Origin of the sequence: Arthrobacter sp. SLBN-112 (genome assembly GCF_006715225.1) — a bacterium.
Taxonomy (GTDB): Bacteria; Actinomycetota; Actinomycetes; order Actinomycetales; family Micrococcaceae; genus Arthrobacter.
In genome coordinates this window covers 2,174,968-2,200,673 of sequence record NZ_VFMU01000001.1, presented here as the reverse complement: position 1 = coordinate 2,200,673, position 25,706 = coordinate 2,174,968, and the positions used below count along the sequence as shown (strand labels likewise).

At 65.0% G+C, this 25,706-nt stretch carries 24 protein-coding genes; 14 read left to right on the top strand and 10 right to left on the bottom strand.

Annotated features, from left to right (window positions below; translation table 11 throughout):
* Positions 1 to 541 precede the first annotated feature (541 nt).
* Positions 542 to 1,027, bottom strand: coding sequence for a hypothetical protein (locus FBY33_RS10265; RefSeq protein WP_142032751.1), 486 nt, complete (start codon positions 1,025 to 1,027; stop codon positions 542 to 544).
* A gap of 101 nt (positions 1,028 to 1,128) precedes the next feature.
* Between FBY33_RS10265 and FBY33_RS10260 the strand changes: the two genes are divergently transcribed.
* Positions 1,129 to 1,797, top strand: coding sequence for an ArsR/SmtB family transcription factor (locus FBY33_RS10260; RefSeq protein ID WP_142030476.1), 669 nt, complete (start codon positions 1,129 to 1,131; stop codon positions 1,795 to 1,797).
* Between the two features lie 148 nt (positions 1,798 to 1,945).
* On the opposite strand, the gene FBY33_RS10255 is transcribed toward FBY33_RS10260, so the two are convergent.
* Positions 1,946 to 3,121 carry a pyridoxal phosphate-dependent aminotransferase gene (locus FBY33_RS10255; RefSeq protein WP_142030475.1) on the bottom strand — a complete coding sequence of 392 codons (1,176 nt, stop codon included), beginning with the start codon at positions 3,119 to 3,121 and terminating at the stop codon, positions 1,946 to 1,948.
* 291 nt (positions 3,122 to 3,412) lie between these two features.
* Here FBY33_RS10255 and FBY33_RS10250 point away from each other — a divergent pair, with 291 nt between their 5' ends.
* The gene (locus FBY33_RS10250) at positions 3,413 to 3,901 is read left to right on the top strand and encodes a thiamine pyrophosphate-dependent enzyme (RefSeq protein ID WP_235010522.1); all 489 of its coding nucleotides are present in this window, start codon (positions 3,413 to 3,415) and stop codon (positions 3,899 to 3,901) included.
* Here the strand turns inward: FBY33_RS10250 and FBY33_RS10245 are convergent.
* From FBY33_RS10245 to FBY33_RS10235, 3 genes are all read right to left on the bottom strand, one after another.
* A complete protein-coding gene (locus tag FBY33_RS10245; protein WP_142030474.1) occupies positions 3,875 to 4,495 on the bottom strand; it encodes a hypothetical protein in 621 nt (206 codons plus the stop codon). The genes FBY33_RS10250 and FBY33_RS10245 overlap by 27 nt on opposite strands.
* An 87-nt stretch (positions 4,496 to 4,582) precedes the next feature.
* Positions 4,583 to 5,257, bottom strand: coding sequence for a hypothetical protein (locus FBY33_RS10240; RefSeq protein ID WP_142030473.1), 675 nt, complete (start codon positions 5,255 to 5,257; stop codon positions 4,583 to 4,585).
* A 188-nt stretch (positions 5,258 to 5,445) separates the two neighbouring features.
* Positions 5,446 to 5,664, bottom strand: a complete 219-nt coding sequence (locus FBY33_RS10235) for a hypothetical protein (protein ID WP_142030472.1) — start codon at positions 5,662 to 5,664, stop codon at positions 5,446 to 5,448.
* A 253-nt stretch (positions 5,665 to 5,917) separates the two neighbouring features.
* On the opposite strand from FBY33_RS10235, the gene FBY33_RS10230 reads away from it, so the two are divergent.
* From FBY33_RS10230 to FBY33_RS10210, 5 genes are all read left to right on the top strand, one after another.
* Positions 5,918 to 6,622, top strand: coding sequence for a response regulator (locus tag FBY33_RS10230; RefSeq protein ID WP_235010521.1), 705 nt, complete (start codon positions 5,918 to 5,920; stop codon positions 6,620 to 6,622).
* Between the two features lie 164 nt (positions 6,623 to 6,786).
* On the top strand, positions 6,787 to 8,007 hold the full coding sequence (locus tag FBY33_RS10225) for a sensor histidine kinase (protein ID WP_160141950.1): 1,221 nt from the start codon (positions 6,787 to 6,789) through the stop codon (positions 8,005 to 8,007).
* Positions 8,008 to 8,180: 173 nt separating this feature from the next.
* Complete coding sequence (locus tag FBY33_RS10220; RefSeq protein WP_142030470.1) at positions 8,181 to 8,930, top strand: SDR family oxidoreductase; 750 nt, start codon at positions 8,181 to 8,183, stop codon at positions 8,928 to 8,930.
* Positions 8,931 to 9,014: 84 nt separating this feature from the next.
* On the top strand, positions 9,015 to 9,770 hold the full coding sequence (locus FBY33_RS10215) for a hypothetical protein (protein WP_142030469.1): 756 nt from the start codon (positions 9,015 to 9,017) through the stop codon (positions 9,768 to 9,770).
* A gap of 63 nt (positions 9,771 to 9,833) precedes the next feature.
* The gene (locus tag FBY33_RS10210) at positions 9,834 to 11,378 is read left to right on the top strand and encodes an HD domain-containing phosphohydrolase (RefSeq protein ID WP_235010520.1); all 1,545 of its coding nucleotides are present in this window, start codon (positions 9,834 to 9,836) and stop codon (positions 11,376 to 11,378) included.
* A gap of 41 nt (positions 11,379 to 11,419) precedes the next feature.
* Here the strand turns inward: FBY33_RS10210 and FBY33_RS10205 are convergent, their stop codons facing one another.
* The 3 genes from FBY33_RS10205 to FBY33_RS10195 form a co-directional block, all read right to left on the bottom strand.
* The gene (locus FBY33_RS10205) at positions 11,420 to 12,967 is read right to left on the bottom strand and encodes an MFS transporter (RefSeq protein ID WP_235010519.1); all 1,548 of its coding nucleotides are present in this window, start codon (positions 12,965 to 12,967) and stop codon (positions 11,420 to 11,422) included.
* Positions 12,968 to 13,200: 233 nt separating this feature from the next.
* A complete protein-coding gene (locus FBY33_RS10200) occupies positions 13,201 to 13,743 on the bottom strand; it encodes a hypothetical protein (RefSeq protein ID WP_142030466.1) in 543 nt (180 codons plus the stop codon).
* A 9-nt stretch (positions 13,744 to 13,752) separates the two neighbouring features.
* Entirely contained in the window at positions 13,753 to 14,382 is a 630-nt protein-coding gene (locus FBY33_RS10195; protein WP_142030465.1) for a hypothetical protein, read from the bottom strand.
* Between the two features lie 611 nt (positions 14,383 to 14,993).
* Between FBY33_RS10195 and FBY33_RS10190 the strand changes: the two genes are divergently transcribed.
* The 3 genes from FBY33_RS10190 to FBY33_RS10180 all read left to right on the top strand — a co-directional run bounded on the left by FBY33_RS10190 (position 14,994) and on the right by FBY33_RS10180 (position 17,741).
* The gene (locus tag FBY33_RS10190; RefSeq protein WP_142030464.1) at positions 14,994 to 15,725 is read left to right on the top strand and encodes a response regulator transcription factor; all 732 of its coding nucleotides are present in this window, start codon (positions 14,994 to 14,996) and stop codon (positions 15,723 to 15,725) included.
* Between the two features lie 174 nt (positions 15,726 to 15,899).
* A complete protein-coding gene (locus FBY33_RS10185) occupies positions 15,900 to 17,102 on the top strand; it encodes a sensor histidine kinase (RefSeq protein WP_142030463.1) in 1,203 nt (400 codons plus the stop codon).
* A 204-nt stretch (positions 17,103 to 17,306) separates the two neighbouring features.
* A complete protein-coding gene (locus tag FBY33_RS10180; RefSeq protein ID WP_235010518.1) occupies positions 17,307 to 17,741 on the top strand; it encodes a hypothetical protein in 435 nt (144 codons plus the stop codon).
* Here the strand turns inward: FBY33_RS10180 and FBY33_RS10175 are convergent.
* Positions 17,716 to 18,924 carry a virginiamycin B lyase family protein gene (locus FBY33_RS10175; protein ID WP_142030461.1) on the bottom strand — a complete coding sequence of 403 codons (1,209 nt, stop codon included), beginning with the start codon at positions 18,922 to 18,924 and terminating at the stop codon, positions 17,716 to 17,718. The two genes, FBY33_RS10180 and FBY33_RS10175, sit on opposite strands and share 26 nt — an antisense overlap.
* A 102-nt stretch (positions 18,925 to 19,026) precedes the next feature.
* Here FBY33_RS10175 and FBY33_RS10170 point away from each other — a divergent pair, with 102 nt between their 5' ends.
* The gene (locus tag FBY33_RS10170) at positions 19,027 to 20,241 is read left to right on the top strand and encodes an amidohydrolase (protein ID WP_200831356.1); all 1,215 of its coding nucleotides are present in this window, start codon (positions 19,027 to 19,029) and stop codon (positions 20,239 to 20,241) included.
* 181 nt (positions 20,242 to 20,422) lie between these two features.
* Entirely contained in the window at positions 20,423 to 21,400 is a 978-nt protein-coding gene (locus tag FBY33_RS10165; protein ID WP_142030460.1) for a hypothetical protein, read from the top strand.
* Between the two features lie 120 nt (positions 21,401 to 21,520).
* Here FBY33_RS10165 and FBY33_RS10160 read toward each other — a convergent pair whose 3' ends face one another.
* Positions 21,521 to 21,841, bottom strand: a complete 321-nt coding sequence (locus FBY33_RS10160) for a GYD domain-containing protein (protein WP_142030459.1) — start codon at positions 21,839 to 21,841, stop codon at positions 21,521 to 21,523.
* A gap of 373 nt (positions 21,842 to 22,214) precedes the next feature.
* Between FBY33_RS10160 and FBY33_RS10155 the strand changes: the two genes are divergently transcribed.
* On the top strand, positions 22,215 to 22,937 hold the full coding sequence (locus FBY33_RS10155; protein WP_142030458.1) for a DUF2306 domain-containing protein: 723 nt from the start codon (positions 22,215 to 22,217) through the stop codon (positions 22,935 to 22,937).
* A 92-nt stretch (positions 22,938 to 23,029) separates the two neighbouring features.
* Complete coding sequence (locus FBY33_RS10150; protein WP_142030457.1) at positions 23,030 to 25,693, top strand: PEP/pyruvate-binding domain-containing protein; 2,664 nt, start codon at positions 23,030 to 23,032, stop codon at positions 25,691 to 25,693.
* Positions 25,694 to 25,706 lie beyond the last annotated feature (13 nt).

Below are 25,706 nucleotides of genomic sequence, written 5' to 3'. Positions count from 1 at the left end.
CGTGTGCCACCCACATGACCCCGAGGACACCATCATCCGCCTGCTACGCCTTTTCATCGCTCTGCTACTCGCGGCGGCCGTCACTGTTGCGATCCCCGGCCCCGCCCAGGCAGCTAATGTCGGACAGCCTGGGCCATCATTCGCAGGCGACGGCGATTCCGGCCCACCCTGGCTGGGCCCATCCATTCGGCTGAGATCTTCGACCCACAATGCTCCCCCTTGACGTCGCTCCGGCCTATCCTTCGCGAGGGCACCGACAAAAAATCGCATCCCACACAAACAGCCGGCACATTGATACACAGCGTAAAGCCAAGTTCTTTCCAGCCGGTACGGCGACGGCGGAGTGCTCGGTCACTGCGGCCAGCGCAGCGACGGGGTCGCGTCTTCAACTGACGCAGATTTTTTGGACAAAAGTATGCAGTAAGGACTGAGCCGACATTCTCTAGAAGGCTTTTCCACAGAACTGGGACGATGACCTGATTAGCCCGGTGCATGACAGAGCGCCTGACTGGATGATGGGATTCAGTCAGGCGCGTGAGTGTCAGTGGTCTGTCATCGCGGGGCTTCGGATTCCGCTGTAGGCTGCCACGGCCCCTACCAGGAAAATGAGGACGGCGAGGTAGATCAGGCCGAGGTGCCCAAGCGTAGCCAGACCCCACGGGTAGTGCGCGGGAAGAGCCACCGCGAGTGCGACGACCGGGACGATAACGGCAGTAACGAAAGCCCACCGTTCTCCGCGGCGCACCCCATACCAGGACAGGCCCGCAACAGCCAGCCCGGTTGCAGCAATGAAGCCGCTGAGCGCGATTTGAAGATGGCTGACGTAGTGATACAGCTGCGGGCTGAACGCCTCGATCGCCGACTTGCCCTTGTCCACTTGATCTGGTCCGATGCCCAGCTCGAGGAAGGCGTCCGTGAAGTTCATGACCAGGAAGATCACACCGTACCCGACAAATGCCAGCCCGGCCAGCGCCATGAGAGCGGCTCCTGTCCGGAGGCGGGACTGTTGCCGTTGGGGAGTTTGCATGGTGGGCACGGCCACCACTTCCTTTCTTATTCAAGTAGATACTTGAATATGAAACCTATCCGGGTAGGCTTGTCAAGAGATCTCTTGAATAGGGGGTGCGAGTGGGCGACCAGCAGGCTAAGAATGCGCTCTACGACGTCCTCGTAGAAGCCGCCAAGGCCCTGGGGAACGGCAGGCGGGCACAGCTGATCGAGGTCCTTGGCCAGGGCGAACGGTCGGTTGAGGAGCTCTCCGGAGAGATCCACCAGAGTACCGCCAACACATCCCAGCACCTGCAGCGCTTGCTGCGGGCCGGCCTCGCCTCCTCCCGGCGTTCGGGGACGCGAATCTATTATTCGCTTGCCAGCCCGGCAGTCGAGCGGCTATGGAGGGCACTTCGCGAAACAGCCGAATCCCACACCGGGGAGCTGGGCGAGCTCGTGCGTGCCTACGTCGGCGATCGTGCCGAGCTCAGCATGATCACGCGCGACGAACTGCTTCTGCGGCTGCGGCAGGGCGACGTCGTAGTGCTGGACGTGCGGCCGCTGCCGGAATACGAGGCCGGACATATCCCAAATGCGATTTCCGTGCCCTTGCCGGAGGTCAAGTCTCGACTGCGCGAGATTCCCAAGGGGAGCGAAATCGTCGCCTACTGCCGCGGACCATACTGCCTGTATGCGGACGAGGCCGTGCGGCTGCTCGCGGATGAAGGGCGCGTCGCCGTGAGGCTCGAGGAAGGCTTCCCCGAATGGAAGGCGGCAGGGCTCCCGATAGAAGCCTCGGCCAGGTGAGCGGCTTCCATCCAAGACTGCGGATTGTCCGCTGGCGAGGTCACTGCACTGGCGCCCAACATCAAAGCTGCCCAGACGCGCGAGATCGAGCAGATGAGGGGCCGTGGCTCAAGTACTGGAGCGTGAATCCGTGCGGGCCGCCGCAGGCTCATCGCAGCGCTGCGCCGAACCGTTCTCCGATTCCGGTCAGGCGCTCCAGCGGCTCGGTGGCGAAGACCAGGCGGACGTAGTCCGGCGCCACGTGTTGTCCCCACTCCGTCATCGGCGTCGCGGCAATGCGTCCGTGCAGGAGCAGCCGTTGCGTGAGCTCGGGCGCCTTCATGCCGAGCGCGCTCGCGTTAACCAAAAGCGACCACCCGCCGTCGGGCTTGACCACCGGCAACCCGTCCAGTTCACGCAGAATCAGGTCCCGGCGCGCCTGCCAGTCCGCCACGGCGGCAGCAACGCCGTCACCGGGGACGCCGTTCTTGGAAGCCGAGAGCGCTGCTGCCGCGCCAAGTTGTCCGAAGCCGCTGGCCACAGCGGTGTTGTACGTTGCCGCCAGCGCCACGTCCCGCATGACCTCAGCCGGCCCAACAGCCCACCCGACGCGCCAGCCGATCATCCTGTAGTTCTTGGATACCCCGCCCAGTGTGATGGTGCGCTCCGCCAATTGCTCCAATGACGCCGGGTGGCGGGACTGCAGGCCGTCGAAGAGAATCCTGTCCATGGCCGCGTCGTACAGCAACCAGCAATCTGCCGCGCAACATGCTTCCGCGACGGCGTTCCATTCCGCATCCGTGAACACATGCCCGGACGGCATGGACGGACTCATCAGAAGCAGTGCCCGCGTCTTTTGGGTCACGGCCGATGCCAGCCTGTCCAGATCCAGCCGCCAATGGCCGTCGACCACCATCAGGGGCAGGAAGACGGGCGACGCGCCGGCAAGCCTGATCCGGTTGATGAACCCCGCGTACGTGGGATCGGTGACTACCACTTCGTCGCCGTGATCCACCGTGGCCAGAAGGGTGCTGAGAAGGCCGGCGAGCGCGCCGCCGGTGATGGCCACTTCGGTAGCGGGGTTATAGGCGCGGCCCGTTTGCGCGCTGAGCTGTTCGGCAACTAGTTCGCGCAGCTGCCCAAGACCGGTGAAGGGCAGCCAGCTGTTCGCATCCCGGCGGCCGACAGCCTCCCTGGTCACGGCCACTGCCGAAGGCGGCGGGGCGGTGTCCGTGTCCAGGTTCTCCATCCGCAGGACATCGGGATCATGGCCTGCGGCTGCCGCGGCCTTCTCGATGCCGAAAGGCTGGATGTTCAGGAACCGTGCCGTTCTCCCGCGGGGCATGAGTCGAGCGTCCCACCGCCCCGTGGGGCTGTCAATGAAGCAACGGCCACAGCACCGGGCAGGCTGCGACGCCGCGGGCGCCATCACCAGGCAGGCGGTGGAGTACGCACTCACCCGGCGCACCGCCGTCGTGCTTGCCATCCCGTACGACCTCGCGGCGCTCGAGGCTGAGGACCAGGACCTTCCGGAGCCAACCATTTTGGACGTGGCGGACGACGGCGGCGCGGACCTTGCGCGCGTGGCCCGCCTTCTCGCCGGGGGCACGGCGGCCGCTGATCCTCGCCGGCCGGGGTGCGCACCTCGCCGGCGCCGGCCCGGAACTCCGCGAACTCGCTTGCGAGCGCCGTCGGGGCAGCCCGCGCGGTGGAGGACGGCCGCACGCTGGTCCTGGCCGCCGGCGACGGCGGTTTCCTCATGGGCTTGTCCGACCTCGAACCGCTGATCGGTGCCGCCCGCAGCGCGATTGTCGTGATCTACAACGACGCCGCGTACGGGGCCGAGATCCATCAGTACGGCTCGCAGGGGCTGACCGAGAAGCCGATGCTGATTCCCGAGGTGGACTTTAGCGGTGTTGCGCGGGCGTTGGGGGCCGAGTCCGCGGTGATCCGGTCCATTGGTGACCTGTCCGCGCTGCAGCACTGGATCGTGGCCGGCGCCCAGGGCACCTTCGTGGCGGACTGCCGGATCACCTCCTCCGTCCGCGCCCCCTGGCTGACCGAGTTGCGGTTTCAGCAGGACCACGGTGACAACTTACTAGCGCTGCCGCCGCGGAAGCGCTGAAGCTGTAGTAGGTGCGGGCGTGGATCCTGCACGCCACAAGAGCCAGGCCCACCAGAGTTGAGCTGCCCCTAACGTCAGCCCGGACAGCACCCCGAGGACAGGCAGGAAGGGGCCCGCCAGGGCGACGAAGGCCGGTGCTGCGATGGCCAGCAGGATGCCGGCGGCGCGAGGAAAGACACGGGCACCCGCAGCCGTCACGCCAAGAATGCTCAACCCCAGGGGCCACCCCAAAATAAGTGCGCCTACGACAATCATGGCCGGGGAGGTGAGCAGCGGCCCGTTCAGTGATAGCAACTCCGGAGCATTGACGGCAAGGATGGGAAAAACTACCGCTTCCAGTCCCATGACCGCGGAGCCACCCAAGGTTCCGATAAAGCTGACCGCCAGCGCAGCCTGGCCCCAGCGACCCAGCCGCCTGCCGTAGGAGGCCGATATGCCGCAGGCTCCCACGAATGCCAGCGCTACCGACACCAGCATGCAGATGTGGATGGCAGTCCACAGCGGAGTTTCCCCAACCGATTCGCTCAGAGGATTGGTGAGTATATCCGGATGCAGCGGTGTGGTGGCCGCCACGAGCAGGCCACTGACTGCCATCGAAACGGCGGACACTCGAAGCGGAACCGGGACGCTGGGCGAACCGTCTGCAGGTTGCACTTGCAGCTGAAGGGAACTCATGTGAGGTCAGCTCGTCCTAGGCGTCGCGGCGGCCGCAAGCTTCTCGGCGGGGCTACGGAAGAAGCCCCAGTACACGCTGAGCACCAATTCCCACAACAGCACAAGTAGGAACGATGGCGAGAAGCCGGATTGACCGATGTTTATTCCAGTCACGACGGCGACAGTGACATTGCCCGCACCGATTGCCACGCCAGTCCAAGCCATGAGGCGGCCCAACTCCTGTGTCTTAAGGGCCGCTGCCGCGGCGCAGAGGACGAACAATCCGGCCGGCAGCAGGTCCAACATAAAGGCGACTAGGCCTATTTGCGAGAGTACAAGTGCCTGCTCGGGTGAAATCTCAGCACGCAACAGAAAACCCGTGACTAGCGGCGCATCAGATCCGATCTTCACTGCAATCTCAACGATTCCCCCAACCAGAGCGGCGGCAGCCAACCATCCCGCGTCCCGCACGCGCCAGCAAACGTAACCGACAAAGACCATCCATGCCACGAAGGCAAACAGTTCGAGGCTGATTGCCGCCTGAACCAGCGGACTACTGGCCCACCGCCCCCAGGAATCGAGGATCTCTTGCCCGGTAGGTGCATCGGGCAACGCGGGATCATTTTCGACGGCAATGGCAGCGTTGGCCAGGATGAAATACCCGGCGCCGCTGAAAGCTCCGATCCTGTCCATGGCGGTCATGGCTCTCCCTGGTGTCGGCTGTCCCGGGCCTTTACGTCCCCTGGACGGTATTTTTTTGGCTGGGACGGGTTGGATTTTCATGGTGATTCCTTGCCTTTGGTGCTGGCGCTACCGCGGCGGGCGGTTTTGTGTGGACGTCCGAACCGGTCGGACGGAATGGCAGCTTTGGGTGGCCGGACGACGCTGGTTCATCTGCCGATGATGAAGCGGAACTTCCAGAGCTCTGGTGAGCCTTTCAGCGGCTCGGGGGCAGGATTTTGTTGACTTGGGACGTCATGCGAGTCCGTTGATGTTTGCGGTGCCGTGCTTTCCCGTTCGCTTCGGGAGGGTTCGCCCCCAATGAGGCCGAGGCTGATGACCATGGTGATGATGAGCCATGCGGTTCGTTGTTCATGGTTCCGGTCCATCGGGGTTCCTTAGGTCTTTCTCGTCCATACTTCATGGAGTTGATGGGCACCAGTGTTGACCTTGGAGCACCTGTGGCGCGTCGATTCACGGTCGCCATTCGGCTTACACCAGGAAGAGGCTCCGCGCGGTCACCAACTACATCCCAAGGCGTAGCGGCGGCTGGTCCCGGGTTCATATTGACCGTGGCTTTTGACCGTGGGGATGGATAGTGTCCACTCATGGAAGCCACACAATCCGGTAGGCAGTGCTCCCGTGGCGGCCGGTGAAACGGACGGCCGTCTCCGCGTGGTCCTGATCGACGACGAAACACTGATCAGGGCAGGGCTGACGCTGCTGCTGGAATCTGAGCCGGACATGGTGGTGGTTGGAGAGGCCGGTGACGGGCGGGCCGGCGTGGAAGTGGTGGCGGGGCTGCAGCCCGATGTCGTGGTGATGGATATCCGCATGCCCGTGATGGACGGCGTCACCGCAACCCGCATCCTTACATCAGAGGAGTTCAACGCCGGTCGCAAGGAAGCGATACCGGTCCTCATTCTGACCACTTTCAATGAAGACGAAGCTGTCCATGCCGCACTCCGCGCCGGCGCCTCCGGTTTCATCCTCAAAAACTCGGCGCCACGCATCCTGGCGTCTGCCATCCGCGCTCTCGCCGCGGGAGCCGGCTGGCTCGACCCCAACGTCACCCGCAGGCTTCTCGAGGAATTCTCCCACAGACCGGAGCCCTATCTCCCGAGCCATGCAGACCTGGACCAACTGACCCGCCGTGAACGGGAAGTGCTCGCCGCGATCGCCACCGGGATGAACAATGGCCAGATCGCCGAAAGGCTGTTCCTGAGTGAAGCGACAGTGAAAACCCACGTGCACCGCATCCTCATGAAACTTGGAGTGGCAGACCGGGCGCAGGCAGTGGCGCTGGCCTACCGCTCGGGCCTGGTCAAGCCTGGCGGAGGCGGCTGAACCCGCCTGCAAGGGAAGCTATGACGGTGGTTGCGGAATGCGGCTACACCCCCAGATGTATACCAATTGCTTTCAGAGGATGGATGAAGGGCAGGAACCGCCCGGCGCAGACTGAGGACACCGGAAAAGGTCCTGTCCGGCAGCACGATTGTGAGGTGGCTACGATGGCCCAGGAAAATTCGCTTGTCGAGAGCGCTTTTCAACGTACGGCCCACGTGAATCGTTGGTTTGGCCTCATCAAGGCCAACGTCACTGTCGTGCTGCTGGCATTCGTCATCGAGCTGGCCAGCTTTTTCCCGGCCACCGCTGACTCGCTGTCGGGAGTTGTCGCGATGGCAGCTCTTGCGTACGTGGCGGCCGGGTTCGTCCCGCTCCTTTGGAGACACCGCGCCCCGGTGACGGTTTTTTCCGGGCTCCTGTTGCATCAGGCAATCTTCGTGTTCTTCACAACTCCGAACTACTTAGACTTTTCTGAGATTTACCGGATCCCTTACATGCCAATAACCACTGTCCTCGTCGCACTGGCCGCAGTGGCATCCGATCGGTCGCTGCGGCAGTCCCTTGCCGCCTACATCACCGCCGTCGCCCTTCCGGTCCTGATTAGTGCGCGCGGCAGGCCCTTTGATGAAGATCTCTGGTTCATCGGTACCGGAGGCGTGTGGTTGGGGGGAGCCTGGGCATTCGGCCGATTTGTGGCCCGAAACCGTCTCCGCATCACCGCGTTGGAAGAAGAACGCCGCAAAGTTGAAGCCGCCGTAGCGCAGGAACGTGCGCACATCGCCGCAGACCTGCACGACATCGTCTCGCATGCCGTCACCGTGATGATGCTGCACGCGGCGGGCGGACGCAGGGTCATAGATACCGATCCCGAACGTGCGGCCCAAGCCCTGGAGGTGATCGAGTCTGTTGGCACTGAGGCTACGCAGGAACTTGCCCGCCTTCTGCGACTGCTGAAACCGGCCGGCGAAAGGGCAGACAAAGAACAGCAAACCCCGCTGCCCACCCTGGGCGATATCCACGGGCTCATCGAACCTGTGCGGTCGGCCGGAGTAAGGGTGGACGTAAGGGCCACCGGGGAGGCCGGAAAGCTGGACCCCAGCGTGGCCCACGCCGCGTACCGCGTGGTGCAGGAGTCACTGACGAACATCTCCAAGCACGCCGGATCCGGAACAAACGCACTCATCGATCTTCGCTGGGAACCCCACAACCTGACTCTAAAGATTTCCGACGACGGAGCCGGAAGTCCCGGCAAGCGCAATGACTCGATGTCGGGTTATGGGCTCCTGGGGCTGAAAGAGCGGGTGGAAGTTGCTGGCGGAAGCATCGAATGGGGGCGGGAAGACGGGGGATTTGTACTGACGGCGCGCCTTCCCTCGTCGTCTTAGTGGCTACTAACGGCGTCAAAGGTGGAAAGGCCCAGCTTTATGACTTGGATTCCCCAAACCCCTGCCCGTCGAAAAGGCGGATCCTTGGGGTAGAAAGGTACGCAGCCGCTGCGGCACGGCAGGGCGCCGCAAAGCACCACCTTTTGTCGTAGCAGCGGCTTAGGATTTCTTCCATGAGAATTGCCGTTGCCGGGGGAACCGGTACAGTGGGCCGCTACGTTGTGGTCATCGCCAAGGAGCGCGGGCACGATGTGGTCAGCCTCAGCCGCACCGAAGGGGCGGACCTGGTTAACGGGCGCGGCCTCGACCAGGCACTCCAGGACGTCGAAACCGTGATCGACGTCGCCGGCATCCAAACCGTGTCCACCAAGAAGGCCGTGGATTTCTTCACCAATGCCACCCAGAACCTGCTGGGGGCGGAGAAAAAGGCTGGCGTAAAGCACCATGTGGCGCTGTCCATTGTGGGCATCGATAAGGCCAATTCGGGACTGTACGCCGGGAAGCTGGTGCAGGAGGACGAAGTGAGGCACGGCGGCGTTCCCTGGACCCTCCTCCGGTCCACCCAGTTCCACGAGTTCGTACCGATGTCCATCAAGGCCGCCTCAGTGGGCCCGCTGGTGTTCGTGCCCACCATGGTCACCCAGCCGGTGGCGGCAAAGGAGGTGGCCGCAGCCCTGGTGGACGCGGCCGAGGCCGGCCCGAAGGGACGCATCCCGGACCTCGGCGGCCCGCGGACCGAACAGCTGAAAGGCCTGGTCGCGGCCTACCTGGCCAAGACGCAGCAGAAAAAACGGCCTGTTCCGCTGCACCTTCCCGGCCCCATGGGCAGGGCAATGCGCAACGGCGGGCTGATCCCGGCGCCGGGCTCCGCCGTCGGACGCCAGACGTTCCTGGAGTGGCTGGAAGCCAACGACGCCGCGTAAAAGCCGATGCCAAATGGGGCAGTTGCCCCATGCCCTTGCTGCGGCCCGGTCCTAGTCTCAGGGCATAGAGAAAAGGAGGCGGCCATGACCACCTACCAGCCGCAGTCATCAGTAGGGGCAACACCGACACTTGCCGACCTTCCGGAAGACCCGGCGGAGCATTTCGCCGGCTACGCCGTCCTGGGATTACCTTTCACCAGCGGCCACTACCTGGCCTTCCGGGATTTTCCCGTGAGCTCCGTTGGCCCCGGCTACCGCTCCGTCTGGCACCGTACGCCCGGCGGCGAGTGGACCATCTACGCCAACACGGCGCCGGAGTTCAGCTGCGCACGCTACTTCGGTGCGGCCGTGCACCAAACGGTGGAGACCGACGTCGACATCCAGTGGAGCGGGCCGTTCACCGCCGTCATCACTGTCCCGGGCGTCGTTGACTGGCGCCTGCAACTGGGCACCTCCGCGGCCACCTCAATGCTGACCGCCATGGCCGTCCGGATGCCTGAAACGCTGTGGCGCAACGAGTTGGTGCTCCGCGCCATGGGAGCCTTCGCCGGGCCGCTGCTGAACGCCGGCAAGATGTTGGTCTCCGGCGTGGTGCCCAACGGCCAGACGTTCCAGGCCCAGCCCCGGCAGCTGTGGCTGGTCACGGATTCCCAGGCCACCATCCTGGGTGAGGACGCGGGGCAGCCCGGGGCACTGGAGGTGCAGGACCACCTGGCGGACTTCTGGCTTCCGCAACGTGGACTGTTCGGAGCGCAGGTGGGCGTGCGGTTCCCGTCCACCGCCCATGCCGGGGAGCCGGAACCCGCCAGCGAACGTGCCGGGAAGAACCAGGCGGCCTGACGGCGGCGGGCTGGTCCGTCCGTCCCTACTACCCGAGGTGATGGCTTCCCTAGAATGGCACGTGTGAAGCCGTCACCGGCAGGACCCCGCCGCAGTGAAGTCCTGGCCGCACTGTCCCTCGCCATCGACCTGGGCCTGGGGCAACCGATGGAGCACATGCTGCGCTCATGCCTGCTGGCGTTGCGGATCGCCAAGGCAGCGGGAGTTGACGCCGCCGGCCAGGGCAGGCTCTACTACGCCAACCAGGTGGCATGGATCGGGTGCCACGCGGATTCCTTCGAACTGGCAGCGCTGTTCACGGACGACATCGCTTTCCGCGCCGACTACTACAACCGCGACCAGCGCGGACTGCCCATGTACGCCGGCATGTTCAGCCATGCCGGCGCGGGCCTCCCGCCACTGGCCCGCTTTGCATACTGGACGCGTTTCGCGGCGACGGGCAGCGCCGCGGTGCGAAACATGATTGCCTCGCACTGCAGCTCCGCCGGTGTGCTGGCCACCAATGTGGGGCTCGACGGCGACGTGGCAGGACTGCTTGCCCACACCTTTGAGCGCTGGGACGGCAAGGGCCTGCCGGAGGGAGTAGCGGGGCCGGACATCCCGCTGGAAATGCGGATCATGCATCTCGCGGATACGGCAGAGGTGTTCCTGCGCCAGGAGGGCGTGGCTGGTGCGGTGGCGATGGTGCGGGCGCGCCGCGGGAGCCAGTTCGATCCAGCCCTGGCCGGGCTGTTCATCGACCAGGCCGGGGCGCTCACCGAAGGACTTCTCGAGGTCGACTGCTGGCAGGCGGCCCTGGACCTGGCTCCCGCCGACGCTCCCCTGTCCGGCCCGCAGCTGGACGCGGTCCTCCGCGCGGTCGGTGACTTCGCAGACCTCAAATCCCCTTATACGGCCGGTCATTCCCGCGCCGTGGCTGCCCTCGGCGCGGCTGCGGGCGAGGAGCACGGACTCCCAGCCGAAGACGTCACGCAGCTCCGCCGCGCAGGATGGGTTCATGACATTGGCCGGCTGGGAGTATCCAACCAGGTCTGGGACAAGAAGGAGCCCCTGTCCCGGGCGGACCTGGAACGTATCCATATGCATCCGTACCTGGGCGAACGGATCCTCAGCCGCGTCCCCGGGCTGAAGGGCGAGGCGGCCCTGACCGGCCTGCATCATGAACGGCTGGACGGGTCCGGCTACCCGCGAGGGATTGGCGGAACGGAGCTGGGCATCAAGCAGCGGATCCTGGCGGCCGCCGATTCCTACCATTCCTCCCTGGAGCCGCGTCCGCACCGGGCCGCACTCACGCCGGCCGATGCAGCTGCCAGGCTGCGGCAGGAAGTTTCAGCCGGCCGGATCAGCCGCGAGGCTGCTGATGCAGTGCTTGCAGCGGCAGGCCAGCAGCCCCACCGCCGGCCTGCCGCTCCGGCCGGGCTCACGCCCAGGGAAGTGGAAATCCTCGGCATGCTGTGCCACGGAATGACTCCGACCGAGATTGCCGCCAGCCTGTTTCTCGCCCGAAAGACCGTCCGCAACCACGTGGAGCACATCTACACCAAGATCGGTGCAACCAACCGGGTGGGTGCCACACTGTTCGCGGTACGGAACGGCCTGACCGATTAGAGGGAGGACTGGAACATCCCGCGGGACGTTCCTGCGTCACATCACGGTCGGTTTCCCGGGCCCCCCTTGTGCTCCTTCCGCGCGGTCTCAAAACTGCTTTCGAACGGCAGCGAGTCCAGGTCCAGCAGCGGGTTGTTGTCCTGGGTCTCCACCAACTTCCGGGCCGCCTCCTCCGAGTCCACGCTGGGCATGGAGCCAGGCAGGTGCCGGCCGGCTGATTCGGGCAGGAACCGGATGGCAACGGCGGCAACCACGGCCACTCCCATGAGGTAGTAGGCCGGCATCATGTCATTGCCGGTCAGCTCGATGAGGGACGCGATGATGAACGGGGCCGTCCCGCCGAAGATGGCTACCGCCAGGTTGTAGGCGATGCCCATGGCGGAGTAGCGGTGCTCGGTGGGAAACAGCGCCGGGAGCGCCGAGGCGAGGTTCGGCACCGAAAACGCCACCGGGAAGGCGATGAGGGCCAGGCCCAGGAGCGTTGCCGGGACGCTGCCCACCGCTATCGCCAGGAACGCGGGAACCGCGAACACCATGGTGCTCAACGCCCCGATCCACAGCACCCGGCGGCGCCCGATCCGGTCAGAGAGTAGCCCGGTGAAGGGGATGCACAACGCCATGACCACCAGGACCGGGAGGGTCAGCAGCGTCCCCTGGACCTCGTCGTACCCCTTGTTGCTGGTCAGGTACGTGGGCATGTAGGACGTCAGGGCGTAGGCCACCGTATTGGCGGCCGCCGCCAGGACCATGGCCAGCACGAGGGGCCGCCAGTGCGCCTTCACAATGCCCACCGGCCCCACCGGCCGGAGCTCCTCTCCCGTCTCCGGATGCTTGGCCGCCACGGCTTCGGCTTCCAGCGTGGCCTTGAACGCGGACGACTCCTCGATCTTCATCCGGAAGTAGACCGCGACGATACCCAGCGGCCCGGCCACCAGGAACGGGATCCGCCAGCCCCACGCCTCCATCTGCTCCTGACCCAGGGCCAGCTGAAGGGCGGACACCACCGCCCCGCCGGCCGCGAAACCGAGGTAGCTGCCCATGTCCAGGAAGCTGACGTAGAAGCCCCGGCGCCGGTCCGGGGCGTGCTCGCACACAAAAGTGGTGGCCCCCGAGTACTCGCCGCCGGTGGAAAACCCCTGCACCAGCTTGGTGGCTACCAGCAGCACCGCCGCCCAGAGGCCCAGCACCTCGTATCCCGGGAGCAGGCCGACGGCGAACGTTGCGGCGGCCATAAGCATCAGCGTCATGGCAAGCACCTTCTGACGGCCGATCTTGTCCCCCAGCCAGCCGAAGAAGATGCCGCCCAGCGGCCGGGCGATGAACGTGGCGGCGAACGTTCCCAGCAGGAACAGGTTCTGCACCGCTTTGTCCGCCTCGGGCAGGAACACCGGCCCCATGGTGGTGATCAGGTAGCCGAACACGCCGACGTCGTACCACTCCATCGTGTTGCCGACTATGGTCCCGCCCAGCGCCTTCCGCAGCGTCCGGTGGTTCACCACGTTGACGTCGGACACCTTCAGCCGCCGCTGCTGCCCGTTCTGCTCTGTCCTGGCCACGCCCACCGCCGCCTCGCTCAACACGTTGGGCACACGCCGTCGTTCTTCCGGCCCGCCTGGCCGGCAGGAGCCCAACACTTTCGATCATCCTGCCACTGCCGCACGGTGGCAATAACGACAGGCATTGCACTTCCGAAGTGCCGCGGGGGTAAGCCAGCGCGCCGCCGTACATTACGACGGCGCGCCGCTTGCCATGTGCCTCACTTCCTGCTGTCTCGGCCCCGTCCGTGGAGGCCGGGGGCCACGGGTGTATTCAGCACCGAGGTTTAGGGGTGCGTGTCCAGTAGCAGGATCTGTTCACGCAGCTTGCCCTCCACCACGTAAATGTTCCTCAGGCGAACCGCTGAAAACGCAAGCACCGCAACCCCCAATATTGCGGTGGCCACGGCACAGCAGAGGAAGAAGAGACCTCCTGCGGGATCGTGGAGAACACCATAGACGTCGACAAGGGTGACCGCCGCTGTCACTGCCGGCAAGGCGCGGAGGGCCAACGAGTACGTCCTCTCATACTGCGCGAGTTCATCGCGCCAGTCACTGAACAGGCTGGCCAGTGGCAGGATTCCGGATCGGATGGCGTATTTCAGCTGGTCCTGGTGTTCTTTCGGTATGGAGACCGGCAGAGTCAGGGCCGATGATGGCTCTAGTACCAGAACGATCCCCGCAGCGAGAAGGACCGCCGCCGAGGACAAGTGGCCGCTGAAGGGTTTGCCTGGATATAGATCCAGGCACACGACCATGGTGCAAGGCAGAAAAATGACGAAACATGCTGCGGGAAGCCACGGCATCCCGCTTATGGCTCCCCTGGACATGTCACTGCCTTAGCTGATCACCGGGTCTACCGGGCTGGTGGCTGCCCGAACCCGGGGGTGGCGGCGGGCAAAGCCCCAGCGCAGGCTGATTACCAGTTCCCATACGAGGATCAGCAGGAACGACGGCGCGAAACCGGACTCCGGAAGATTGACACCAATGACCGCCGCGGTGACGATATTTCCCGCCCCGATGGCAATGCCGGACCAGGCCAGAACGCGGCCCAACTCCTTCGTCCTGAGGGCAGCAATGGCGGCGCAGAGCACAAACAAGCCGGCCGGCAGGAGTCCGACCATGAAGTCTGCCTTGTTCATCTGGGTGAGAGTGGCGGCCATCTCCGGCGAAATCTGGTCACGCAGCGTGTAACCAGAAATGAGAGGGGCCGCTGAACCCAACTTCACAGCAATCTCGACAACACCACCGACCATGGCCACTGCAGCCACCCAGCCGGCAGCGCGCAGGCGCCAGCAAACGTATCCAACGAACGCCATCCAAAACGTGAACGCCAGAAATTCCATGCCCATCGCCGCTTGGGCGGCTGGGTTGGCCGCCATGCGTGCTAGACCGTCGAGGCTCTGCTGCCCTGTTGGCGCATCAGGCGTTGCTGGGTCTGCGCCGATGGCAATTGCAGCGTTAGCCAAGATGAAATATGCGGCGCCGCTGAAAGCTCCGACCCTGTCCGTGGCGGTGACGGCTCCTCCTGGCGCTGGCCTTATCGAGCCTCTATGACCCCCGGATTGGATTTCGTTTGCTGCGTCTGGACGGGTTTTCATGATGATTCCTTTCACTTGTGGTGCTTTTCTGCCTCATCTTTGGGTGAGGCGACGGAACTTCCACAGTTCCGGTGAGCCTTCCAGCGGCGTGGCCGCATGATCCTGCTGACACGGGATGCCCTGCCAGCCAGTTGATGCAGGAGGCACTGGGCTTTCCGGCGCCCTATCGAAGGGCCCAGTCCCAATAAGTCCGAGGCTGAGGGCGGTGGTTATGGTCAGCCATGCTGTTCGTTCTCTGGAATTCCAAGCCATCGAAGGCTCCTTGTTCTAAACTCCCTGGCCTTCTTATCCACGGGGTTGATAGAGACAAGTGTCGATTGCGGCAGGGTGTGGCGCGTCGACCTCCGGTAGCCATTCCGACGTACATCAGACGGGGATGTTGCGCGGTCATCAGCTACACCCCACGGTGTAGGGAAGCCCCTCACCTGGGTTCATTTTTGGCCGTGGCTTTTCAGCGCGGGGATGGATAGTGTCCACTCATGGATGGCACACGAAGCGGTGCGCCCGTCCCGGCCGATGCCGCCGACGGACGCCTCCGTGTGGTCCTTGTTGACGACGAAGCCCTGATCCGGGCAGGACTGGCCCTGCTGCTCGAGTCGGAGCCCGACATGGTAGTGGTCGGGGAGGCCGGTGACGGCCGCGCCGGCGTCGAAGTGGTCGCGGGGCTGCAGCCCGACGTCGTGGTGATGGATATTCGAATGCCGGTCATGGACGGCGTCGCAGCCACCCGGATCCTCACCTCCGAAGAGTTCAATACGGGCCGCACAGAAGCGATACCGGTGCTCATTCTGACCACCTTCAACGAAGATGAAGCCGTTCACGCCGCCCTCCGCGCCGGCGCCTCCGGATTCATCCTGAAAAACTCGGCGCCGCGCATTCTGGCGTCCGCCATCCGTGCACTTGCCGAGGGAGCGGGATGGCTTGACCCGAATGTCACCCGCAAACTCCTCGAGGAATTTTCCAACGGACCGGAACCTTTTCTTCCCACAACGGCGGAACTGGCTGAGCTGACGCGCCGTGAACGGGAGGTGCTCGCCGCGATTGCCCGCGGGATGAATAACGCTGAGGTCGCCACGAAGCTGTTCCTGAGCGAAGCCACGGTGAAAACGCACGTGCACCGCATCCTGATGAAACTTGGTGTGGCAGACCGGGCCCAGGCTGTGGCGGCGGCATACCGGTTGGGCCTGGTCAAACCGGACGGGCGCAGCTGAGCATTCCAGCCTATGGCGGTATTCCCGATTACCGCCGTAGTCCACCCGGAGGTGTATGCCATCACTCATACGCAGGGTGGATGAAGAAAGTCCGGCCCGGGCGCACACTGGGGGCAGAGGCACAGCCTTGATTGAGAACCCGTTGTGAGGTGGACAGTGGTCCAAAAATTGTCGATGTCCAAGGTGGCACGCTCCGGTCCGGCGGGGGTGAACCGGTCACCTGGCTTCACCAGGGCAGACTTCGCGGTCGTGCTGCTGGCCTTTGCCCTCGAGCTCGCCAGCTTTTTTCCGGCCACCTCCGGCTCGCTCTCCGGAGTCCTGGCCGTTGCGGCTTTTGTTTACGTGGCGATCGGATTCATCCCACTCTTTTGGAGGCACCGCGCCCCGGTGAAGGTTTTCGCCGGGCTCTTGCTGCATCAGGCGATCTTCGTAGTCTTCCTCACTCCGGCGTACTTCAACTTCTCAGAGGTCTACCGGGTCCCGTACATGCCGATAACCACTGTCCTGGTTGCGCTGGCCGCAGTGGCATCCGATCGCCCACTTCGGCAGTCCCTGACAGCCCTCATTACCGCAGTTGCCTTCCCTGTCCTGATCACTTCACGCGGCAGGCCGTTTGATGAGGATCTGTGGTTCATCGGTACCGGGGCCGTCTGGCTGGGAGGGGCGTGGGCCTTTGGCCGTTTTGTGGCACGAAACCGTCTCCGCATCAACTCTCTGGAGGAAGAACGGCGCAGGGCTGAAGCCGCCATCGCCCAGGAACGCGCGCACATCGCCGCGGAACTGCACGACATCGTCTCCCACGCCGTCACGGTGATGATGCTGCACGCCGCCGGTGGACGCAGGGTTATTGACACCGATCCCCAACGTGCCGCCCAGGCCCTGGAAGTGATCGAATCCGTCGGTACAGAGGCCACACAGGAACTGGCACGGCTGCTGAGGCTGTTGAAGCCGCACGACGCGACGGCGGACGAACAACAGCAAAGCCCGCTGCCGACGCTGAGTGACATTCATGGGCTGATAGAGCCGGTCCGTTCAGCAGGAGTGCAGGTGGACGTGAAAGCCTCCGGAGAAGCTGGGAAGCTGGACCCCAGCGTAGGCCATGCCGCTTACCGGGTGGTGCAGGAGTCGCTGACGAACATTTCCAAGCACGCCGGATCGGGAACGAATGCACTCGTCGATCTCCGGTGGGAACCCCGGACGCTGACCCTCAACATTTCCGACGACGGGGGCGGCAGGCCCGAGAATCATCTTGACGGTACGTCAGGCTACGGGCTCCTGGGGCTTAAGGAGAGAGTGGAGGTCGCGGGAGGAAGCATTGAATGGGGACCGAGAGATAAAGGATTCTTCCTCAGCGCCCACCTTCCCTCCTCGCCTTAGGCTGAATGACCGCCAAAACTCATGGGCGCGTCGAGGACCTTCGGCTCTTACTTCGGGGGGCAGCGGCGGCCATTCTTCTAACCAGGAAATCTTTGAATTCCTGATTCTTAGAATGTTCCACTGCACGGAAGCCAGGAGACGGATTCGATGGAGCAGCTGATTCCCTGGGCGATATTTTGCACGGCGGTTTTGGTACTTTGCCTAATGAGGCCGCGGGCGGCCCGGGTCTTTGTCGGGATCTTCTTCATCATCATGGCCATAGGCGTCAACGTCGTCCTGAGTATGGCCGCCCCGGACCAGTTCGTGAAGCTCGGCACGGATGGTGCATTGCTCCCCTTTTATGCGTGGGTTTTCCAGACTTTCGTGGCTCCCGCGCCACAGGCCGTTGGGGTCCTGGCAGCGGCAGGAGAGACGGCCATCGGGCTGCTGATATTAAGCGGAGGCAGCCGGACCAGGCTTGGCCTGCTCGGCGCCATCATCTTCCTGATCCTCATCACCCCGCTGGGCATCTGGACATTGCCCAATCCCATTTTTGCGGCCGGTCTGGTCCTGCTGCTTCGCCAGGACTACCCGAGGAATCTGCTCCGTCTACGGCACCCATCCCGCACCCCCCTTACCCAGGGTGGACAGCGCCGCTGACCTTCCGGCGGCGCCGCAGCACCACAACCAGCGCAGCAGCACCGGCCAGGGACAATAGGCCCGAACCGGCGGCAACGGCCGGAAGAGCCACATCAAAGGAACCCTGGGCGATCACGGCGTCGCCGGGAATGCCGCCGCCGTCGTCCACCGCCGCCTCTCCCCCGCCCGGGGTGACCGGCGCAGCAGTGCCGGCCGGTCCGCCGTCGAGCACCGTCAGGGACTTGCCACGCCTGTTCACCACCACCACGGATCCGTCGCCGCGCTCAACCATCCGGCCGGGGTCATCGCCGACGGCGATGGTGCGCGTGGCAGCCGCCGCGCCGGCGGGAATGACGGAGACGGAGTCGTCCAGGCTGTTGGTCACGTACACGGTTCCGTCGGCAGCAGCCAGCACCTCCTGCGGCGCCTTGCCCACGGGAATCCGCCGCGCCACCGCGGTGCCGCCGGACTCGATCACCGCCACCTCGTTGGTCATGATGTTGGCCACGTAGACGGTTCCGTTCGGCGCCGCCGCAATCCCGTGCGGGTGGGTCCCCGCGCCCACGTCGATGGTGTGCGACGGCGACGGCGCACCGGCGGGAATCACGGTCACGGTGCCCGCGAGCTGGTTGGCGGCATACGCCGTCCCGTCCATGGCCAGGGCCACCTCCACGGGATACCGGCCGGCCTGGATGGTCCGGTGCACCCACGCATCGCCCGGCTTCACCACGGACAGGGAGTTCTCCTCCGGATTGACCACGTACAGCGATCCGTCCGGCCCCACCACCAGCCGGTGCCTGCCGAAGGACACCTTCATGACCAGCGAGACCTGGTCCGCGCCGGGCGCCACCATGCCGATTTCCGACTGGGCGCCCTCGCTCTGCGCCACGTACAGCGTCCCGTCGGGCGTCACAGCCAGCGACGAAGGACCATTACCTGTGGTGATGGTGCGCGACGGCGCGGTCTCCCCCGGCTTGTAGACGCTGACGCCGCCGGGGTAAGTTTCGTCGCTGACGTACAGGGTGCCGTCCGGCCCGGTGGCAACACCCACCGGCTGGCCGACGGCGTCAAGGGCCTTCGATTCGTCTGCATATGCAGGAGCGGCCACGACGGCGGACGCCAGTAAAAGCGCGGCGGCCGCACCCAGCGCTCTCCGGGCAGCCGGGAGCGGATTGGCAAACGGGCGTGACGGCGTGGATTTCATGAAAAGTTCCCCCAAAAAATGCTGCCGACCCCCTCGGCAGTCCTCCGATCCTACCTGCCGCTCCCAGCAACGCCCGGGCCTCCCAGCCCTAGACTGAACCGCATGACCCTGGTTCTCACCAACGTCCGTCCCTGGGGCGGGGACGCCACTGACGTAACGCTCGACGGCGGGGCGGTCACCGCCGTCGGGCCCTCCGCCTTGGACGGGGCTGCTTCACCCGGCGCTGACGCAGTGGACGGCCGCGGCCGGATCCTGCTGCCGTCCTTCTCCGACGTCCACGTCCACCTCGACTCCACCCGGCTGGGCCTGCCCTTCCGCCCGCACACGGGATCGCCCGGCCTGTGGAACATGATGCTCAACGACCGCCGGAACTGGCGTGATGCCGAAGCCTCCATCACCGAACGGGCCACGCACACCCTCGGCGCGATGATCGAGCGCGGCACCACGCGCGTGCGCAGCTACGCCCAGGTGGACCCCGATGCCGGGCTGGAGCGTTTCGAGGCCGTCCTCGCCGCCCGGGAAACGCACCGGGACCGTGCGGACGTGGCGGTGATCGCGTTCCCGCAGGCCGGGCTGCTCCGGGAGCCGGGCAGCGCCGAGGTGCTGGAGGAGGCACTGAAACTGGGTGCCGATGTTGTGGGCGGGATTGACCCCTGTGCCCTGGACCGCGATCCCGTGCGGCACCTGGACATCGTGTTCGGCCTGGCGGAAAAGTACGGCCTGCCGGTGGACATCCACCTGCACGAACCCGGCCAGCTGGGCTTGTTCAGCACCCAGCTGATCCTGGACCGCACCAAGGCGCTGGGCATGCAGGGGCTGGTGACCATCTCGCACGCCTTCTGCCTGGCGGAACTGCCCGCCGGCGAGCTCCAGGAGCTCATCGGCCAGATGGGCGCCCTGGACGTTTCCGTTGCCACCGTGGCCCCGGCCGGGTGGCCGCTGCCGCTGCAGCAGCTGGTGGCCGCCGGTGTCCGGGTGGGCCTTGGCGAGGACGGCCAGCGCGACTACTGGTCCCCCTATGGGAACGCGGACATGCTGGACCGGACCTGGCAGCTGGCGTTCACCAACAAATTCCGGGCGGACGACCTGATCGAGCACTGCGCGGCCGTGGCCACCATCGGCGGCGCCAGTGTCATCGACCCAAGGGCGCAGCGGCTTGGCTCCGTCGCGGACCGGCCGGGGCTTGCTGTTGGTGATCCGGCTGAACTGGTGCTCCTGGAGGGCGACTCCGTGACCGCGGCCGTCATGGATAGGCTCCCCGGCCGCACCGTGATCCATCGGGGACGGGTGGTGGCCGACGGGCTGCAGCTGGTGTGAGGCGGGTGGGTTCGGAAGATCCAGCACCCAGTCGGTGAGCTGGCTGACGTTGCCTGCTTGCGCGGGTTGACTGGCATTAACTAACTCAGCTGAAGGGAAGGCGGCAGCCGAGATTGTCAGCGGTGGAACTTATGCTAACGACGCAATCGGATTTCCTTTTCATTGATGTTCCGGGGGGATCATGGGCCAGAAGCATGTGGAAGTTCAAGTTCCAGGATCCAAACAGGATGCTGTTTTATGGGATGAACCAAACGGAAAGATTTACAACGTCCATGTCGAGGGTGACTGGGCCTATATCCGGAATCGCAAACCGCTGCTTAAATGCCCGGTAAAGCGTTGCGGCGTGAAGCTTGTCGCTGTAGACCGGCAAGGCACGCGCCATTTTCGTAATGCAGCAGGGTCTATTGACTGTCGACATTTCACGGCCCGTTCAGCAGACCACTCCACTCGCGGGGGTGGACCTATGTCGGACGAACATCTTTGGTACCAGCAGGAAATAGCCAAGCAGGTCTCGAAACGACCTCATATGCAGGCAATCGTCGAGGATTACGAGTCCAATGCAGATGTTCTCATATTCAATCACGACACAAATCGATCTCTGGCTGTCGAGATCCAGCGCTGGGACACGAACATCTTTAAGCGCACTGAGCATAGATTATCCCTCGGCCACGAGGTCATATGGTTAATAACCGACTCGGCCCAGTTATCGCCTGAAATGCTGCGACAGGTCTACTTGGGACGCGGCGCATTCATCAGGGTGAGGACTTTTGAGAAGCCATACGGAACCCTGACGCCATGGGAACCAGGAGCGCCCCGTTCTGTGCCGGTCATGGAAGTCTCAGGAACTATTGCCAGACTGGATGAGTCATCGGGAACTTTGCGGGCAACGCGGTTGCCGCTCATGCGGGTCGTGGACGAAATCCTCGACGGTAAGCGCAATTGGTTATTTCCTGGGCGTGAGGTCTTCAAGAACAGCTCGGGGGCAGGGCGGACGGGTGGTTCCTGGGTCAGAAACATTGACTATACGAATACCCTTATACGCTCATCCGGTCTGAAGATCCCGCCGCTTGAGGAAACGTCCCATTACGGGCGGCGTTCTGCTCCGATCGTTCTTCCCCCTGCTTACCCGGAAGGGCTGGCAGGAGATGGTTCCACCTAACACAGCAGATGCAGCGATACTCTTGGCTGGTCGTGACGCGCCAAGCCAGCGGGCCGGCGTCGTAATTCACGACGGCGACCCGCTGGCAAAAGGTGCCTAACTTTCCTACCGTCCCAAGCCCTACTGTCCCGGCGCGCGGTAGGACGGCGTCTTCTTGGCGGCCTCGTCCAGGTCCTCCACGCTCAGCAGCGGCTTCAAGCGGACGTTGACGCTACCGCTGGAATTGATCAGCAGCGACAACGCCGCGGCACTTGCGTCATCCGGCACGTCGAAAACGCCCAGGACGTCGTAGTAGCCAAAGGCGTAGTAGAAGCTGTCCAGCGTCCCGCCCACGGATTTCAAGGCCTCGGTCAGCGCATCGCGTCGCCTGGTGCCGCCCTCCTGCATGAGCCCCTTGATGCCCTGGCCCATGTAGGTGGCCTCAAACAGATACTTCGGCATGGTTCGTCCTTCCCTGGATCCTCACTGCGGTTTCACTACGGTGTGCGTGCAGGAGCGGCCCAGATCCGGCCCCTATCCGTGGAAACGGGGTGAATGGCCCCGCTAAGGCTGAAGCTATTCCTCCTGCTGCTGCCAGTCAATAAGGGGGGTGATAGCCCCTTTGTGCCGGAACATCCTTCCGGCACAGGCCGCCGCCTATCGCTTACCGCAACCAAGTGCAGTACGTTGAGCGTAGGCGGTATGAATAGGCGCTGCTGGGCGCTGTTGTTCCGGCCATCTTTGCTGGAATCCAGCCCTCAACCCATTGCATGACCAATCGAACCCAAGGTCAAAGCCCGGCGGGCGCCACCGGCAGGACCGGAGAAGCCAACTCATGAACACCGCAGCTATTCCCCGTTCCCGCCCCGCCCCCAGGGCCCGCTGGTTCATTCCAACCGCCCTGATCCTCCTCAGCCTCGTCCCGATCCTGGCCGGCACGCTACGCCTGACCCAGCTGGCGGGCGGCCAGGTAACACCGGAAAACGCCAGGTTCTTTGATTCACCCCTTCCGGTGCTGATCCATATCCCCACAGTCACTCTGTATCTGGTGCTGGGCGCCTTCCAGTTCGTTCCCCCGCTCCGCCGGGGCAAGCGCGGCAGGGCCAGCTGGCACAAGGTTGCCGGCCGCATTCTCGCCCCAACCGGCCTGCTCGCCGCGCTGTCCGGCTTGTGGATGGCCGTCTTCTATGACCTGCCACCACTGGACGGGCCACTGCTGCTGGTCCTTCGGCTGGTGTTCGGGTCTGCGATGGTGGCGTTCATCATCCTGGGGTTCATCGCGGTGCGGGGTCGGAACTACGTCCGGCACAGCGAGTGGATGTCCCGGGCGTACGCCATCGGCATTGCCCAGGGAACCATCGTGGTGGTCACCCTCCCCTGGATCGCGCTGGTGGGGCCGGTCACTGAGCTCAGCCGGGCTCTGCTGATCGGAGCCTCCTGGGTGCTCAGCCTGGCCGTCGCCGAGTTCTTTATCCATCGCCGCGCCCGTGGACCCGCTCCTGGAGGAGAGCTACTCCGCGGCGGCGCCGCCGGCCCTGACCAGCCCGCCATCATCTAAACCCCCTATAGCCGCGCGACGTGCACGGTGCCAGAATGTTGCGCACCATCTTTCTTCATCCGTCCGGGAACGGGCACCAAGGACGCATCTTCATGACGTACGTCAAGGAATTGGGCGATGTCCGGCAGGAGGATGTGGCCCTGGCCGGCGGAAAGGCGGTGGGCCTGGGCGGCCTGATCCAGGCCGGCCTGCCCGTCCCGCCGGGGTTTGTCCTGACCACGGCCGCCTATCAGGACTTCGTCACGCACAACCAGCTCGAGGCGGCGATCCAGGAGCTCGCCACGCTGAATCCGAGCGCGTCGCCGCAGGACTACGAGGAAGCCTCCGCGCGGATCAGTTCGCTGTTCAGGGGCGGCACCATGCCGGCCGGAATCGCCGCAGAACTCGAAGCAGCCTATGCACAGCTCGGCCGGGAAACGGCAGTGTCGGTACGCTCCTCCGCCACCGCCGAGGACCTCGCATCCGCCAGTTTCGCCGGCCAGCAGGAAACCTACCTGAACGTCAACGGCACGAAGGCACTGACCCAGGCCGTCATCAGCTGCTGGGCGTCGCTCTGGACGGCACGCGCCATGGCCTACCGTGCCCGCGCAGGCGTGCGTCCTGACCAGGTGCGGCTCGCCGTCGTGGTCCAGCAGATGGTGGAGGCGGACGCGGCCGGGGTCATGTTTACCGCCAATCCCGCGAACGGCCGCCGCGACCAGACGGTGATCAGCGCCGCGTGGGGCCTGGGCGAGGCCGTGGTCAGCGGCACGGTCACCACGGACGACCTGGTGGTCGAGTCCGCCACGGGCCGGGTCCTCTCTCGGCAAACAGCCGACAAGGAGGTCATGACCGTGCCCGCGGAGAATGGAACGGCCGAGCAGCCGGTGGCGGAAGCCCGCCGTCGTGCGCCCGTCCTGGACGATGCCGCGGCAGCCGACCTCGCCCGCTACGGCCAGCGGAGCGCAGACCACTTTGGCGCGCCGCAGGACATCGAATGGGCGCGGGCCGGCCGCCGGTTCTTCCTGTTGCAGTCCCGGCCCATCACCGCGCTGCCCGAACCCGCGGCCGACGTCCCCGATACCTGGCCGGTGCCCTATCCCAAGGGGATGTATTTCCGGGCGAGCATCGTGGAGCAGATGCCGGACCCGCTCACCCCGCTCTTCGCCGACCTCATCGACGGCTCCGTGACCCGCTCGCTGTCTGCCCTGATGAACCAGATGCTGGGCCCTAAATCCGTGCGCGACGGCGAGGTGCGGTTTCCCACCATCAACGGCTACGCCTATTACTACTACCGCAACCTGGCCATGCTGCGGATGACGGGGAAGACGGTCCCGGCGCTGGGCGCGCTGTTCAGCGGCAAGGCGCACATGGGCATCACCGGCTGGCGCGACTATTCGCACCCACGCTACGAACGGGTGGTCAGGGACTGGTCCGTGACCCCGCCGTTGGAACTCTCCGGCGATCGGCTGCTCACCGGGGTGCAGGCGCTCCTGGACGCCGGAACCGTCTACTACACCGCCGTGCAGTCCATCATCCCGCTCGCCGCCATGAGCGAGCTCTCCTTCCGGGCCTTTTATGACAAGGCAGTGCGGCGTGACGGCGATCCCCCGGCCCAGGCGTTCCTGCTGGGCTTCGACAGCGAACCCATCCGGGGGGAAAAGTCCCTCTACGACCTGGCAGGGTGGGCGCGCAGCGATCCCGCGCTGGCTGCGGCGTTGCTGGAACGGCCGACGGCGGAACTCGCCGAGTGCCAGCGGACCGGTTCCGCGCCGGGAGGGGTGGAGGACGTCCTGTGGCAGGAATGGCGCTTCACCTTCCAGGAGCACCTGGACCTCTACGGCCACGCCGTCTACAACCTGGATTTCGCCACGCCCGTTCCGGCCGATGACCCGTCCGCACAGCTCGAAACGGTGAGGTTTTACCTCCGGGGGCAGGGCATCGATCCGCATGAGCGGCAGCGACAGCTGACCGAACGCCGGGAGGAACTCACCCGGGAGATGGCCGCCCGGCTGGGGCGCCACCGCCGTGCCCTGTTCTTCCGACTGCTCCGCTGGGCGCAGGAGGCGGCGCCGATCCGCGAAGACGCGCTGGCCGACGTCGGACTGGCCTGGCCGCTGCTGCGGCGCATGCTGCTGGAACTCGGGCGGCGGCTGGTGTCCTCGGGCGTGCTTGCCGCGACGGAGGACGTGTTCTGGCTGCGGCACCAGGAGCTGCAGGCCGCCGTCGACTTCGGCCTCGCCGAAGCCGGTTCCCATGGGGGCGCTGCCATTGCCGGGGCCGACCGTCCCGTCCGGGCCGCCGTCGTGGAGGAGCGGAAGATGCTGTGGCGGGGCCAGGCGAAGGCCGCGGCACCGCAGATGCTGCCCGAGAGCAAATGGATGGAGCGGTCGTTCGGGTCGTGGATGCCCGCGGGTTCCCAGCATCAGGCCGGGGATGTGATCAAGGGCGCCGGCGCGAGCTCCGGAAAGGTCACCGCGCAGGCCCGCGTGCTGCGGGGCCCCGGGGATTTCGGGCTGCTGCAGCCCGGTGAGGTGCTGGTGGCCCGCATCACCACTCCCGCGTGGACGCCGCTGTTTGCGATGGCGTCAGCGGTGGTGACGGACGTGGGCGGACCGCTCAGCCATAGCTCCATCGTGGCCCGCGAATACGGCATCCCGGCCGTCCTGGGCACCGGGGTGGCGACGCAGCGGCTGGCCGCCGTTCAGCAGGTCACGGTTGATGGCGACGCCGGTACGGTCACCATCAGGCATCCGGCCACCAGCGGGCAACGTTAGGAAAGAGGGGCCG

Bases quoted from the DNA above. Each gene is read 5' to 3' on its own strand.
- FBY33_RS10215 (WP_142030469.1), top strand. From the start codon at position 9,015: ATGACCACCTACCAGCCGCAGTCATCAGTAGGGGCAACACCGACACTT.
- FBY33_RS10160 (WP_142030459.1), bottom strand. From the start codon at position 21,841: ATGCCGAAGTATCTGTTTGAGGCCACCTACATGGGCCAGGGCATCAAG.
- FBY33_RS10220 (WP_142030470.1), top strand. From the start codon at position 8,181: ATGAGAATTGCCGTTGCCGGGGGAACCGGTACAGTGGGCCGCTACGTT.
- FBY33_RS10190 (WP_142030464.1), top strand. From the start codon at position 14,994: ATGGATGGCACACGAAGCGGTGCGCCCGTCCCGGCCGATGCCGCCGAC.
- FBY33_RS10170 (WP_200831356.1), top strand. From the start codon at position 19,027: ATGACCCTGGTTCTCACCAACGTCCGTCCCTGGGGCGGGGACGCCACT.
- FBY33_RS10225 (WP_160141950.1), top strand. From the start codon at position 6,787: ATGGCCCAGGAAAATTCGCTTGTCGAGAGCGCTTTTCAACGTACGGCC.
- FBY33_RS10155 (WP_142030458.1), top strand. From the start codon at position 22,215: ATGAACACCGCAGCTATTCCCCGTTCCCGCCCCGCCCCCAGGGCCCGC.
- FBY33_RS10185 (WP_142030463.1), top strand. From the start codon at position 15,900: ATGTCCAAGGTGGCACGCTCCGGTCCGGCGGGGGTGAACCGGTCACCT.
- FBY33_RS10240 (WP_142030473.1), bottom strand. From the start codon at position 5,257: ATGACCGCCATGGACAGGATCGGAGCTTTCAGCGGCGCCGGGTATTTC.
- FBY33_RS10245 (WP_142030474.1), bottom strand. From the start codon at position 4,495: ATGGCAGTCAGTGGCCTGCTCGTGGCGGCCACCACACCGCTGCATCCG.
- FBY33_RS10175 (WP_142030461.1), bottom strand. From the start codon at position 18,924: ATGAAATCCACGCCGTCACGCCCGTTTGCCAATCCGCTCCCGGCTGCC.
- FBY33_RS10180 (WP_235010518.1), top strand. From the start codon at position 17,307: ATGAGGCCGCGGGCGGCCCGGGTCTTTGTCGGGATCTTCTTCATCATC.
- FBY33_RS10150 (WP_142030457.1), top strand. From the start codon at position 23,030: ATGACGTACGTCAAGGAATTGGGCGATGTCCGGCAGGAGGATGTGGCC.
- FBY33_RS10255 (WP_142030475.1), bottom strand. From the start codon at position 3,121: ATGCCCCGCGGGAGAACGGCACGGTTCCTGAACATCCAGCCTTTCGGC.
- FBY33_RS10165 (WP_142030460.1), top strand. From the start codon at position 20,423: ATGGGCCAGAAGCATGTGGAAGTTCAAGTTCCAGGATCCAAACAGGAT.
- FBY33_RS10235 (WP_142030472.1), bottom strand. From the start codon at position 5,664: ATGGACCGGAACCATGAACAACGAACCGCATGGCTCATCATCACCATG.
- FBY33_RS10200 (WP_142030466.1), bottom strand. From the start codon at position 13,743: ATGTCCAGGGGAGCCATAAGCGGGATGCCGTGGCTTCCCGCAGCATGT.
- FBY33_RS10265 (WP_142032751.1), bottom strand. From the start codon at position 1,027: ATGCAAACTCCCCAACGGCAACAGTCCCGCCTCCGGACAGGAGCCGCT.